Below are 14,152 nucleotides of genomic sequence, written 5' to 3' on the forward strand. Positions count from 1 at the left end.
CATCGCATTTCTGTACTCCACATATCGTAACACAGGTTACATGTGAAAAAAAGCACCTTATGAAAAGGTGCTTCAAAAATCACTTAAAATTTTGACATGTAAAATCATTTAAATTTCGTTCAACTTATAAAGTGGCCTGCAAAGCCTGCTCAAGATCGGCAATCAAATCATCAATATCCTCAAGCCCTACGGAGAAACGCAGTAACCCATCGGTAATTCCGCGCTCATGTCGAACTTCTGCCGGCATAGCCGCATGAGACATCATCGTTGGGTACGAAAGAATACTTTCGACTGCTCCCAGACTTACTGCAACAATGGGCAGTTTCACCTGATTCAGAAGGGCCTTTGCACGATCCCCTGAACCTACGTCAAACGATACAACCGCTCCGTACCCTGTAGACTGGCGCTCATGTGCCTCACGACCCGGATGATCCGCAAGTCCAGGGTAATACACAGCTGTTATATCCTGACGTTCGTTGAGCCAGGCAGCCAGCTTGGCTGTACTCTGTTCACTATGAGCCATCCGTGCGCCAAGTGTCTTCATGCCGCGCATCAGCAGCCAGGATTCCTGAGCTCCCAGAACAGTTCCAAGTCCATTTTGCAGCTGTTTCAACTGTCTGCCCAGTTCATCTGTACGCGCAACAGCCAAACCTGCCAGCACATCACTGTGACCGCCGAGAAACTTCGTAGCACTATGTACAACGATATCTACGCCAAGCTCAATCGGACGCTGATAGTACGGTGTCATAAATGTGTTATCCAAAATTGTAATCAAATCGTGTTCCTTAGACCAGGACGTCACAGCCGCAATATCCGTAATCTTTAAGGTCGGGTTGGAGGGTGTCTCCATATACACGGCCTTGGTGTTAGGTTTAAGTGCTGCTTTGACTTGTTCAATGTCAGTCATATCCACAAAAGTAGTCTCAATCTGCATCCGGCTTAGTATAGTCGTCAACAGGCGATACGTTCCTCCGTAAACATCCTCCGTTACAATCACGTGATCTCCTGCGGAGAACATCATGAACACACTGGATATTGCAGACATTCCTGACGAATATGCAAATCCGCGAACCCCACCTTCAAGCAACGCAATATAATCTTCAAGCGCCTGACGGGTAGGGTTACCTGAACGGCTGTAATCATGTTGCGGCGGATTGAAAATATCAAAATGATGGAAAGTGGACGCCTGATAAATCGGTACACTGGAAGCACCTGTTGTTTTATCAATCTCATCCCCAAAATGAAGCAACTTAGTATCAAACTTCAGTTCGGGCGAATTGGGCTTATTGTTGTTGGATTCGCTCATGAGGTTACGCCCCCTTCAACTTCCTGCTGTGCTGCCAGTAGCGCATGATTCAGATCAGCAATCAAATCTTCTGCATGTTCGATGCCTACCGAGAACCGAAGCAAACGATCATCCACTCCAACTGCGTCACGAATCTCAAGTGGAATATCCGCGTGAGTTTGCACTGCTGGATACGTCATGAGTGATTCTACACCCCCGAGACTTTCAGCAAATGCAATTAACTCGATATGGCGCAGCAATGGTTCTACATAGCGTGCATCCTTCACTTTGAAAGAGAAAATACCTGTATTCCCGGAGGATTGCTTCTGCTGAATCTCATATCCAGGATGATCGGACAACCCCGGATGAAACACCTCGGCAACAGCCGGATGTTCCAACAGGAATTTTGCAATGGTGAGTGCATTATACTCATGACGTTCCATGCGTAGAGCCAGCGTTTTCATGCCTTTCATTAATTGGTAGGAATCACTTGGCGATAACACGGCTCCAATGGAGTTATGAAGGAATGCCATCTCAGCAGACAAGGCCTCACCTTTGGTAATAATTAATCCAGCGAGTACATCATTATGTCCACCCAGATATTTGGTCGCACTATGAATGATGATATCGGCTCCGAGTTCAATCGGACGTTGGAAGAACGGGGTTAGAAGCGTATTGTCCACAATGGTCAGCAGGTTGTGCGTTTTAGCCCAAGAAGCAACGGCTTCCACATCTGTAATCATCATGAGCGGATTCGTTGGTGTCTCGATGAATACCGCCTTTGTATTCGGCTGACGAATATCCTCCAGTGCTGCAAGATCATTGGTATCCACATAACTTGCTGTTACACCAAACCGGGACAAAATCCGTTCAAGCAGACGATATGTACCACCGTACAGGTCAAGAGAAACGATCAGGTGATCCCCTTGACTGAATAAAGCAAAGATCGTTTGCAGCGCTGCCATACCTGAGCTACAGGCAAAACCTGCATCTCCGGACTCAAGCGCCGCAGCTGCTTCCTCAAGCACTTTACGTGTTGGATTCGTTGTACGAATGTAATCAAACCCCGTGCTTTGTCCCAGCTTCGGGTGACGAAACGCAGTGGATTGATAGATGGGAAAGTTAACAGCACCTGTTACCGGTTCATTGATGGACCCAATTTGAGCTAGACGGCTTTCCATTTTCAACTTGTTATCATCCATTACTGTATCCTCCTGTAATCTCGATTAGATTTGTGGGCCAATATCGTAAGGCGTTTCCTGATACACATAGTAATTGAGCCAGTTAGAGAATAATAAGTTAGCATGTGCACGCCATGTAGCTGGAGGTACACGGGATGGATCATCGTTTGGATAATAATTCTTCGGAAGCGCAATATCCAATCCCTTGGCAATATCACGATCATATTCCCATTTTAATGAAAATGGATCATACTCGGCATGTCCTGTCGCAAAAATTTGCTTCCCGTCCTTGGTCGCAACGAGGAATACTCCTGCTTCCTCAGACTCAGCCAAGATCTCAAGTTTATCGTTTTTCTCAATATCCTCGCGTCTTACCTCGGTATGGCGGGAGTGTGGAACGTTAAAAACTTCATCAAACCCACGCATCAATGCAACATGAGATTTGTTCGTCGTATGTGGAAATACGCCAAAACACTTTTCATCCAGAGGAACTTTGGGTACATCAAAATGGTGGTATAAACCTGCCTGTGATGCCCAACATATATGCATCGTCGAGGTCACGTTGGTTTTGGTCCATTCAAAAATTTCCTGAATTTCTTCCCAATAGTTCACGTCCTCAAAATCCATTTGCTCCACCGGCGCACCAGTAATGATCATACCGTCAAAACGACGGTGCCGGATTTCATCAAACGTTTTGTAAAATAGATCTAAATATTCCTGGGACGTGTTCTTGGACGTGTGAGATTTGGGATGCACCAGCACAACGTCGACTTGAATCGGTGTGTTACCCACCAGACGCAGCAATTGCGTTTCGGTCGTTTCCTTCGTAGGCATCAGATTAAGTATGGCTATACGTAGCGGTCGAATATCCTGCTTGTACGCAGATGATTCGTCCATGACGAAAATATTTTCCCCCTCAAGCACTTCTTTTGCTGGCAGTGTATCCGGAATTTTAATTGGCATGGTAAGTGGACTCCTCCTTTTTCGTAGGTCGCATTGGGTACAAAATCACGCTCTGAGAAGTTGGGGCATATGACAAAGACCTCTCTCGGATTCCGAGAAAGGTCATATGTAAACAGATATGCGCCTCTCTCATCTCTCAGTTACAACAGCACCACAAGGGTGCTTGGTCGCTGCAAGAATTAGCACCGTGCGTTATATCGCCGGTTGCCGGGTTTCATCGGGCTGGTCCCTCCACCTACTCTTGATAAGATTTCGCTGTATTCAATTATAATTCAAATATATTAACTTTTACTTTAAAACATTACCGCCCTCACGTCAAGATGCAGTTGTTTGATTTGGGTCTGCACTCGGAACCGTTCATCCTCTGTTTTCATACACTGCCTCAGAGCGCGAAATAGACACATTTTTGCGCTTGAAAGCACTCTGGACCAGGGGTATACTATACAAGTGTTTATAAACCCTTATGTGAGAGGTGACATATTAAATGGATGGCGACCCGAGGCCCAACTGGCAGTCGAATTCCGAACAACTGCATAGAGAATTGACATCAGCATGTCGGCAACGGGACGTTTCTTCCGTTTGATTATAGATTGATGAACGCAGTACAGCCCTGATTACCAGGCTCCGCTGCCGACCGGCTGATCTGTTCTTTTGCGCCCATATTAATGAAGAAATCCGCCAAGATGGCGGGTGCAGAAGGAGTAGATAACATGAAAATCCGGTTGGTTAACAATGGTGTATTTATCCCGGTGGATGACATTCAGCAAGCGCTGACTCCACCAGCGGAAGGATTTTACTGGATTGATGCGGACGTGGACGATCTGGCTGTACTTCAGCCGCTCTTTTCCATGCATGATCTGGCTGTGGAGGACTGCTTGAGTGATGAGGAGCAGCGTCCGAAGATTGAAATTTATGAGAACCATTATTTTATCGTTATTAATAGCATTCGTTTTGATGATGAAGAAATTTTCCTGAGAGCACTCAATCTCTTTCTCGGCAGACATTTTATCATCACGGTTACGAAACAAAAGATCAGCGAATTACGTACATTGAAGCCTATTCTCTGGGAACAGGAGATCAGCAGCCCTGATCGCCTGCTTTATCTGCTGGTTGACTTGATCGTAGATAATTACTTTACCGTTGGAGATCGAATTGAGGCGCGCATTGAGAAACTTGAGGAAGACATTCTGATGCATACCAAAAAGTCACATCTGAATGAGATTATCGGTCTGCGAAGCGAAATTTTGTGGCTTAAAAAGGTGCTGGGTCCTCAAAAAGAGGTCATCAACACACTGAACAAAAAAGATCTGCGTCTTATTGATGATCAGCTGCAGAAATACTTCAGTGACATCTATGAGAACGCCGTAAAAATATCGGAAACGTTCGAAACATACCGCGATCTGATGGGCAACTTGCGAGAAGCCTATCAGTCCAGTATTGCCAACCGGGCCAATGAGATCATGAGGGTGTTTACCGCCATCACTACGGTGTTCATGCCGTTGACCGTGATTACGGGAATATACGGGATGAACTTTGATAACATGCCTGAATTGCACTGGAAATATAGTTATTATGCGGTTATTGGCCTGATGGTTACACTAGGTCTGACTATGTTCTTCATTTTCCGCAAAAAAGATTGGATCTGAAATTCCAGATATATCCGCAAGGTCATACCATTCATTGAATAAGACGAAGCGCTCCTTCACAGGAACCGCTTCGTCTTTTTACTTAAGCATCCTTCTCAAAACTAACCTGCATTACGCTCGGTTTCAACATGTCTGCGAAAACGAATACGAATCATACGCAACCGCTCATACACCTGCTCCAAGCTTCCTCCTTCGGGACGCTCTCCTCCATAAACTTTATGTAACACAGGCTTCAGAAACGTATCCCCCAACTCCTCATATGCATTCCATACTGCCTCTTGTTCAATCTCAGGCATTACAGCAAGTTCTACATCAAGCAAAGAATCCGTATCATAGCCTTCCAGATCCAGCGTCTCCAGCAGTTCGATTAATTCCCGGCGGGATAATCCGGATCGTGTCACGATTGCTTCTATGGTTTGTCCTTCTTTCATTCCTTCCAGCACATGTTTACGTGTGATGAATTTATCCAGTTCCTGCTTGTATTTTTGTTCTTTTTGCTTGTATAACCAGCTTTCATATTCTTCCTCGTTCAGTACGGTATACACCCAGTCCAGCGGGAAGGGTCTTGAACGTTCGATCCCACTTGTCATTTCCAGCCATTCCAGCCCGTATTCTGCGGCTTTACTCTCACCAACACCCGGTAGCTGCATCAGCTCGTCCATCGTATGTGGAATAAAAGCACTGATTAGCCGCAACAGACGATTCGTCGCTACAAAATAAGGAGCCTTTCGATCTGAAGCCGCTTTTTGTCTGCGCCATGTGCACAGCTCCTCATACAATTGCTCGTTTCCGTACAATTCACTAAAACAATGCAGACGCTGGCCCGCATAACTGCGCAGTTTCAGATCCTCATTCTCATGATACAAACCATGCATTAATGGACGATATCCTTCGCTCATCTGCATCGCAAGCTGATGACGATAAATATGTAGCAATTCCTCCCACGAAGTTCCTTCATACCACATCGTATCCTCTCGATCGCCTGCCTCATATTGACTCCATCCCAGATGCCAGATATTCTCCTCCTCACCAATCCATAACTGAGCAATTTCCTCATTCTGCTCCGACACTCTGGATAATTTGTTCATGAAAATGACTTCCATTGTTTGTTCCCTCCTTTGGCGTTACAGCCTGTCCGATTAACAAAAGTACTCTCTGTCGCTGTGTCCAGGCAGCACAAAAAAGCACCCCTCCTGCAAAATCATTGCAAGAGAGGTGCTTCCTCATTAACCGTACTATGCTGTTACTCATATCATACCACACTGGTAAAATTCGTCAATCCCTGAAGCATTTATTTCGCCAAGGCTAATTTCGCCAGTGCCAGTGAACCACACAAGCCAGCATTATCTCCCAGACCTGGTGGAACAACATACGCGTCAATTCCAGCATGAAGAGAAGGGTGCTGCACATAACCAGCGAGTAATTCCTGCAATTTGCTGCGAACCATCGGAAACAGATGCTCCTGCTTCATCACTCCGCCACCCATCACAATTTTTTGAGGGGACAAAATCAACACATAATTCATCAGCGCGTGTGCGAGATAATGCGCTTCAATCTCCCAGGCCTTGTGATCTGCTGGCAGTTCATAAGCAGGTTGTTCCCAGCGCTTGTTGATGGCAGGACCGGCAGCAAGACCTTCCAGGCAATCCCCGTGATATGGGCAAAACCCTTCGTATGAATCTTCAGGATGTCTTCGTACGATGATATGCCCCATCTCTGGATGAGACAATCCATGCACCATTTTACCACCAACGACAGCACCTGCACCGATACCTGTACCTACCGTTATATACAGACAGCTATCCAGTCCCTGTGCGGCTCCCCAAGTGGCTTCACCCAGAGCAGCTCCGTTCACATCGGTGTCAAACGTCATGGGTACATCAAAGTGTTCTTTGAGTTTGCCAATCATGTTGTACTGTCCCCAATGCGGCTTCGGTGTTGTTGTGATGTAACCATAGGTTGGACTTTCCTCGATAGGATCAATTGGACCGAATGAACCGACACCCAGCGCTTCAATGCCTCTGCCTTCGAAGAAAGAAATGACCTGAGCCATCGTCTCTTCCGGTGTAGTCGTAGGGAAGCTTACCCGTTCCAGAACCTTCCCATGTTCTGTGCCAAGGCCACATACAAATTTGGTTCCACCTGCTTCAATCGCACCTAAAACTGTCATGATGATCTCACTCCTACGTTGGTTTTAAAATAAAGAAACTCGAATGCCTCAATAAAAATAGCTCAGTCTCTGCGGTACGGCTCAGTTACTCTCAAGCTTGCTCAGCCTCTGTAACAACGTCTGTCTCCAGCTGTCTGAAAGAGCCGGAATAGCCAGCAATGCCCGGATTCCTTCTACATCCTGCTTCCCTTGATGCATAATCCGGTTAGCTTCAAGAATCGTCATGCATACAGCATCTGTGCGAATTCTTCTGAAACGCGATGCTGGCCCCACCTCTCCCTCTTGCAATACTCGAAAATAAAAGCCGGTATGCCCACTTTCCTGAAAATAGACAGGCAACTCCTTGTAATCATATCTTACACCAAGCTTGAAGCATGGCTGTCTCGGCTGACTGACTTGCACCTGCGCATCGCCAAGTTCAAATACATCACCAATGCGAACCTCTTCTTCTGTGCAGCCTGTAACGGTAAGGTTCTCTCCGAATGCCCCCCACTCCAGCTTACGATTTATAAGCTGTTCAATCGACGAATAGCGACTATGATCGTATACACAGACCGCTTTATCTGGACCACCGTGATGCACCAGATCCGCTTGGGCATCTCCAGTCATTCCAGTGAATGACAGAAACAACGGGGCGGAGACAGGATGTTTCACGATACCACTCAACACTTCATGCTTCTGACCAGGCAGTGGCTTAGGCTGCCCTACATTAATTGCCAGAACTGCCGTGCTGCCCTCTTCAGTTATCGATTCGGGTATAAATGTCATGTCGCATCATACCTCCTGCAATCACTTTTTATTGAACAGAACCACCAAACACGAGTGTATTACTTAACAATCGTCCTGGAGAGGTCAGCATCTTGCCACCCGCATACATACCAGAGGACGCGCCGCCGTCCAGGTTCATCGCTTGTTTGGCTCCCAGATTCTGCATCACAGCTGCCCATTCTTTTATTGTAGCACCAGATACTGTAGCAAGCATCACCGAACCATCAGCCATGATCGCAATTCCGCTTCTCGCGCCGGACGAATTCAAAATTTTCGGATCTCTGAACCCCTCACTTGCCGGATTAACTGATATCTTACCGTCTTTTACCAGACGCGGGCCAGCACCCACAGCCGTCACTACATCCTGCCAAGGAATTTCCTGACCGGCTGCGTTCGTATATCTGTAATTCATCTCTACGGTTGAGCCTACCGTAAACCGGTCTGCTGTGGACTTCTCCCGACCTGTGAAGACAAGAACAGAACCATTTTTAGGAATCGCTACATTTGTGTTAGGCACTTTTTTGATCACAACACCCTTTTCCATAATCACTGCTGTCCCACCCTTGAAACCAACATTGGCTCCGCGTTCTGGAGTGTACAACATCGAGATGCTTGCATCTGCTGAAGGTGTCCGGTTAACAAATGTTGCATACCAGCTGCGTGATTTTCCGTCCGTATCTGTGACCGTGCCCGTTAAGCTCACTTGAAGTGAATCCATGATCGCTGATCCATCCGCTTTAAAACCAATAGATGTGCCATATCTTCCTATATGTATAACTTTCCCATTTGCTATTAACATCCCGTAAGGATCTGGTGCTCCGTGATATGCTTCAAAAAAAGCTCCGTTAATTGCTGCTTGTGCGCCATACGCTTTTACAATAGATGGTAATGTTGCGGTTTGACCAACCTGTTTCTTAGCCAGTCCCACGGTTACTGGTGTCCCTTTTGGAATAGAAACGGTCTGTACATTAAAACTACGTCCTGCTGCTTTCACTTTCTGTACTTTCACGCTAATGGCTGCTTTGGCATCCGCTGTCTGCGGTGCACTTACCGCCCCCGACAGCACTACCGGAAGTGCGAGGACGAGGGCCATTGCCCCAGTCCACCACTTTTTACTCGTTTTTTTCATCATCATGTTGCTCACCCTATCGCCACTCCCATCCAAGAGCCAAGGCTCTTCATCTCAAGTTGTTCAAACTTGTCCATCACCGTATCCGGGTCCAGACGCAATTCACAGCCTTCCAGGGTACAAGCCACAGGAACTGCACAGTGAATCTCTGCCAGTCTGCGAGACAGATGCAGCATATCGAGATCACTCTCAATTTTTTTACGTACCGAAGGGGTGAGTTGATCCAGATTGCTTAAAATCCCTTCAATCGATCCATACTCTTGCACAAGCTTCAAAGCCGTTTTCTCACCAATTCCACGTACCCCGGGATAATTGTCGCTGGCATCTCCCATCAAGCCCTTCATGTCAATAACCTGACGTGGTGTCAATTGTTTCTCAGCCATCAACGTTTCGGGGTTGTATACCATGTAGTTGCCGTGACCCTTTTTCATAATAATGATACTTGTACGGTCATTAATCAGCTGTAACATATCATGGTCTCCCGTCAGTACCATTACATTCATATCGGTTTCTTCGGTGTAATACTTGGCTAGTGTCCCGATACAATCGTCAGCCTCATACCCTTCTGCACCAATATTCGGAATATTCAAACTGTCCATCACTTCACGAATCAGAGCAAACTGGGGAATAAGGTCATCTGGTGCTTCAGCACGATTACCTTTGTACGCTGCGTACTCCTGACCGCGAAACGTCTTGCCTCCCATATCCCAACAGCAGATGACATGGCTTGGTCCAAATGTCTGAACCGCATCCCAAAAATAACGAATAAACCCATAGACTGCATTGGTCGGAAGCCCTGCCTTTGTACGTCTGATATATCCGCTCGCAGATGTTGCATAAAATGCCCGGAACAACACTGCCATACCATCTACCAGTAACAAAGTAGGTTCATTACGTTGATTCACTTGAATTTATTCTCTCCTTGATCTATGAAAGCTGGATAAACAAACTTCGCTACCAACTTCAATAGTATATTAAATGTCGAAACTCATTCTATCATTATACCATAGTTACGCCAACCCTCCTTAGAGCATAATTATGCCACTCCTCCGTTCCACCAAAAAAAGCCCTGAATTGTGAACAATTCAAGGCTTAGCTCTGGCGAATTTTTAGGCGTTGTTCCATTCCTGCTCATACGTATCTTCTTTGAAACCCACGGTGACTTTTACTCCATCGGTTACGACCGGACGTTTGATCAGACGACCATTGGAAGCCAGTAACGCAATCTGCTCTTCCTCGGACATGCCTGGCAGCTTATCTTTGAGCTTTTGCTCCTTATACACTTCTCCGCTGGTGTTAAAAAACTTTTTCACTTCGAGTCCGCTTTTCTGAATCAGCTCGGTTAATTCGTCTTTGGATGGAGGTGTGTCAAAAATAGGGATCAGATCCAGTTCATGCCCTTTCGCTTCTAGCCATTTCACAGCCTTACGGCACGTACCACATTTGGCATATTGGTATACTTTTAGTTTCGTCATAGGATCGTTCCTTTCGAGAGGCCCCGGTCTCGGTCTGCCACTTTTATTTTGGCAAATGGGGCTTCTCGCCCTCATTCAGCCATGATTTCTTCTTGACATATAGCAAAACATTCTTAGCCTTCGGCGTGGTGTTCAGACGCTTTGCTTACTGAACTGAACATATACATGCTGGCGGTGTAACTTTCAGGTTGCTTCACGGAACAGTAATATTGCCTACTACTCTGCCCCTTGCACCGTTTCTTTTGGAGCTGTCTCTGTATCCAGGCGCTTCTCCAATGCGACCATACATGGTCTGTTTACTCACATTATGTAGATGCATTAAGATTATTCTATCAGAAAATATTTAATCAGATAAGGGATAATAAAACAACTCATTTATTGGCAGTCTGGGATGTTAAGACATTACTTGGCGATAGTAGCGGGATGCTCGGGGGTGGATGAAAAATCAGCACTGTCACTGATTCAACATTATAAATTACTGGAGTGTAATTATGAAAATATTGAACATACAAACAAAGCTTTTTATTTTATGTAATTGTTTTTCATTTTTATCATCTTCGAGCATCTCGAAAGACGGATTTCGAGGTGCTCGAAGAATTTAATTTAACGTCTCGAGAAAATCAATGTCTATTGTTATTACGAGCGTCCTTTTTCTTCTGCCTCTCCCACACTTTCATCGTTACGTGCTGATGGTCTTTCTCTCGTAAATAGGCTGCTTTATCATCAACAAATGCAGCTTCTTTTTTTAATGTAAGGTAGCTTTCCCATCGTTCAAGGGCAATACCACCGTTCTCGATCTCCATTCTTATGATGCAACCAGGCTCATTTTCGTGCCTACAGTCCGAAAATTTGCATCGTCCTAAAAAACTCTTAACATCCGAAAAGCTCTCATCCAAACCTTCGGAAACATTCCACATTCCAAGCTCGCGCATACCAGGCGTATCAATAACCATTACGCCGCTCTCCAATCTAACTAGTTGACGATGCGTGGTGGTGTGTCTTCCTTTACTATCATTCTCTCTAATTTCTTGGACAGACATCACCACTTTACCGGCCAAAGCGTTGACAAGACTGGACTTACCCACACCTGATGAACCGAGGAAAACAACGGTCTTACCTTTCTTTAGATAGTCAGCAAGTCCTTCTAAGCCGTAACCTGTTTTAGCGCTGATAGCGTGGACATCTACGCCAATAGCAACTTGTTTTACTAAAGCAAGAGTCGCAGAATAGTCTTCGATTAAATCTGTTTTCGTCAATACTACAACCGGTAATGCCCCGGACTGCCATGATAGAGCTAAATAGCGTTCTAATCGCTTTCGATTCATATCGTGGTTAAGGGATTGCATGATGAATACAAAATCAAAATTAGCAGCAACCGTCTGATCTTTAATTGTTTTGGCATACGCAATTCCATGACCTGAAGAATCATTTCTCGCAAATTTGGATTTGCGCTTTAGCGTTTTTATAATAAGGCTTTCCCCTTTTGTGTTGTATTGAATTTCGACAAAGTCGCCAGTAGTGGGGAATTCCTCGGTACAATTGTTGAAGTAGACACCGGCTTTCAATTTTGCGGAGCATTCGCCATATTCGGTAAAAAGACTATAATGCCCTTTATGTACAGCTATAACTCTTGCGTAGGTTCCCTCTGCGTCTGTTGAATACATTTGCGGCAAAAAGCCGTAGTCTGTTAGATTCATGATTCCTCCTAAACTATTTTGTTTGTAATTATATAAAAAGAAATCAATCGGAATTACAAGATTGTCAGGTCCATTTGAACAAAACAACGATCACCACTGTATATAATGCATGAAAAGTCTGTTTTGCTAGACATTAGGTCGTCAAACTCCAAGGATGATGCTTAAACGATACCTTACTTCATAATATCATGCATTGCTGAAATTAAATACATTATATCCCATTTTTTTATATCGCCCACCGTTCAATTTGAATTAAACCAATCCAAATCGTCATATGACCCATTCAATCCCTAGTAGGTTAACAAGGCAGCAATGCCCCCTCATTGATTTTCTTGCAGCAGTATCGGGCAAGCACCCTCCTGAGATCCGTGAAGTCACGAGGGGCAAGAGCGAAACGAACTTGGCAAAATTAGCTCGACAGGTTTAGATTTTGAATCGAAAGCGCTTACGCAAAGTGAATCGTTTAAATCAAGAAATACATTCACGAGGTTCCACGTGTCATCTTTCATCACAATTAAGCATAAAATATCCATATTCTTCCTCAGTGTAGAAACGCTGCGCCACATCAAGATTTATAGATGCAATATTCTTGATATCAATGCCGACTGGCTTCTGATCGAAAGCACAGACCACCCAATCCCCTGCATGAGAATAAGTAAATTCTAGCCCCCAACACTTCTGCATACTTGCAATAACAGATCGGCAGTATCCCGCTCTCTCTCAGTAATTTCCATCAGCAATGAATTCAACTCTAAGTAATCGCTATGTTTCAATCCCGGAGCTTTTTTTTGCTTCTCAAGGAGATAATAGCTTTTATTTTTGAATAGTCTCCACATCTCGTAAAGAGCCGAATAACCATGCTTGATCTGCGCCATATCGAGACAGTAGCTTTCTTGAATAATCTGTGCAATCTTTTGATTGCGCATATGCACCTGACAATAGGAAAGTGCCCGATTACTAAATAAATGACCGACTTTTAAGTTCGAGAACAAGTAATTAAACTCTTTCGTATAGGTCAATAATGCATCCATTCCACTGTCGTAGAATAAATCATACTCCTTGTTATACACCTGACCTCCGGCTAGATGCCTTTCTAATGACTCTGCCAGCTTAGGCAGCTGTAGTCTCTGAGTAAATTCTTTAGCAGTGTCCTTCACTTTACAAATTCCTAGCCTTATCTTTTTTCCCTCGTTCAATAAAAACTTGCAAGATGCATCGATGGAACCGTACGGTATACGAAAATAGTCAATCCTCCCCATTACCATACAATCCTCTAATGCTTTATAACACTGATTTTCGTAATCATATCCGTAAATAAAAGTAGGATGGTATAGATGGGACTTATTCGCGTTTAATCCGCTCGGATAAAAATAGCGGTCCACCGATACAAAGACAAAACAGTCTTCTCCAAGTGCTGATTTGATGCATCCGTGCACGTCATCATCTAGACTGTCAAACTCTTCTTCTCTGGTGTCAATTAATTCTCCCAACAGTTCTAAAGAATATTCGATCTTGGGGTAGTATAAGCCTTCAGCTAATAGTTCCCCTTGAATATCTTCAGAACTATAGGATTGCTGATACACCTTCTTCAAGTACATCGAGTCCATGTAACAGGATAAATCGGCATAAGACTCATTTTCGTTGATAAGCATTGCTACTAAATTATTGGATACACAATCCAACCACATGTCATTGTAGGGTCTAATTTTTTCGCAATTGTTTGTCATATTCTTCCTCCAATTGAAGGAAAGTGGCTTAATCGGTGAATCTGCAGCCGCTTCCGCACAAGTTGAAGTGCGTCTATAATCCCTATTTCTGGAGTATATAGACGCACAACA

12 protein-coding genes and 1 riboswitch are annotated in these 14,152 nt (G+C 44.7%); of the genes, 1 reads left to right on the plus strand and 11 read right to left on the minus strand.

What is annotated here, in order from left to right; translation table 11 throughout:
- Positions 1 to 124: 124 nt before the first annotated feature.
- The 3 genes from ACR8BL_RS07805 to metA are packed head-to-tail and all read right to left on the minus strand — an operon-like array spanning position 125 to position 3,429.
- Positions 125 to 1,306 carry a trans-sulfuration enzyme family protein gene (locus ACR8BL_RS07805; protein ID WP_434752079.1) on the minus strand — a complete coding sequence of 394 codons (1,182 nt, stop codon included), beginning with the start codon at positions 1,304 to 1,306 and terminating at the stop codon, positions 125 to 127.
- Positions 1,303 to 2,487, minus strand: coding sequence for an aminotransferase class I/II-fold pyridoxal phosphate-dependent enzyme (locus tag ACR8BL_RS07810; protein WP_434752080.1), 1,185 nt, complete (start codon positions 2,485 to 2,487; stop codon positions 1,303 to 1,305). The genes ACR8BL_RS07805 and ACR8BL_RS07810 overlap by 4 nt, the downstream gene beginning before the upstream one ends.
- A gap of 24 nt (positions 2,488 to 2,511) precedes the next feature.
- Positions 2,512 to 3,429 (minus strand): homoserine O-acetyltransferase MetA, encoded by a 918-nt coding sequence (gene metA, locus ACR8BL_RS07815; protein WP_434752081.1) that lies wholly within the window; start codon positions 3,427 to 3,429, stop codon positions 2,512 to 2,514.
- A 126-nt stretch (positions 3,430 to 3,555) separates the two neighbouring features.
- Positions 3,556 to 3,680: riboswitch (SAM riboswitch) on the minus strand.
- A 459-nt stretch (positions 3,681 to 4,139) separates the two neighbouring features.
- Between metA and corA the strand changes: the two genes are divergently transcribed.
- Positions 4,140 to 5,075, plus strand: coding sequence for a magnesium/cobalt transporter CorA (corA, locus tag ACR8BL_RS07820; RefSeq protein WP_434753047.1), 936 nt, complete (start codon positions 4,140 to 4,142; stop codon positions 5,073 to 5,075).
- A gap of 101 nt (positions 5,076 to 5,176) precedes the next feature.
- Here the strand turns inward: corA and ACR8BL_RS07825 are convergent, their stop codons facing one another.
- The 8 genes from ACR8BL_RS07825 to ACR8BL_RS07860 form a co-directional block, all read right to left on the minus strand.
- On the minus strand, positions 5,177 to 6,178 hold the full coding sequence (locus tag ACR8BL_RS07825) for an HRDC domain-containing protein (protein WP_434752082.1): 1,002 nt from the start codon (positions 6,176 to 6,178) through the stop codon (positions 5,177 to 5,179).
- 188 nt (positions 6,179 to 6,366) lie between these two features.
- The gene (locus tag ACR8BL_RS07830; RefSeq protein ID WP_434752083.1) at positions 6,367 to 7,245 is read right to left on the minus strand and encodes an ROK family protein; all 879 of its coding nucleotides are present in this window, start codon (positions 7,243 to 7,245) and stop codon (positions 6,367 to 6,369) included.
- Positions 7,246 to 7,326: 81 nt separating this feature from the next.
- A complete protein-coding gene (locus tag ACR8BL_RS07835; protein WP_434752084.1) occupies positions 7,327 to 8,013 on the minus strand; it encodes an MOSC domain-containing protein in 687 nt (228 codons plus the stop codon).
- A 28-nt stretch (positions 8,014 to 8,041) separates the two neighbouring features.
- Positions 8,042 to 9,148, minus strand: coding sequence for a phosphodiester glycosidase family protein (locus ACR8BL_RS07840; protein ID WP_434752085.1), 1,107 nt, complete (start codon positions 9,146 to 9,148; stop codon positions 8,042 to 8,044).
- 5 nt (positions 9,149 to 9,153) lie between these two features.
- Positions 9,154 to 10,047, minus strand: a complete 894-nt coding sequence (locus ACR8BL_RS07845; RefSeq protein WP_123065056.1) for a 5'-3' exonuclease — start codon at positions 10,045 to 10,047, stop codon at positions 9,154 to 9,156.
- Positions 10,048 to 10,251: 204 nt separating this feature from the next.
- Entirely contained in the window at positions 10,252 to 10,617 is a 366-nt protein-coding gene (locus ACR8BL_RS07850) for an arsenate reductase family protein (RefSeq protein ID WP_434752086.1), read from the minus strand.
- A 620-nt stretch (positions 10,618 to 11,237) separates the two neighbouring features.
- Positions 11,238 to 12,314, minus strand: a complete 1,077-nt coding sequence (rsgA, locus tag ACR8BL_RS07855) for a ribosome small subunit-dependent GTPase A (RefSeq protein ID WP_434752087.1) — start codon at positions 12,312 to 12,314, stop codon at positions 11,238 to 11,240.
- Positions 12,315 to 12,976: 662 nt separating this feature from the next.
- A complete protein-coding gene (locus ACR8BL_RS07860; protein WP_434752088.1) occupies positions 12,977 to 14,041 on the minus strand; it encodes a hypothetical protein in 1,065 nt (354 codons plus the stop codon).
- Positions 14,042 to 14,152 lie beyond the last annotated feature (111 nt).

The organism is Paenibacillus amylolyticus, assembly GCF_051136285.1.
Classification (GTDB): domain Bacteria; phylum Bacillota; class Bacilli; order Paenibacillales; family Paenibacillaceae; genus Paenibacillus; species Paenibacillus amylolyticus_F.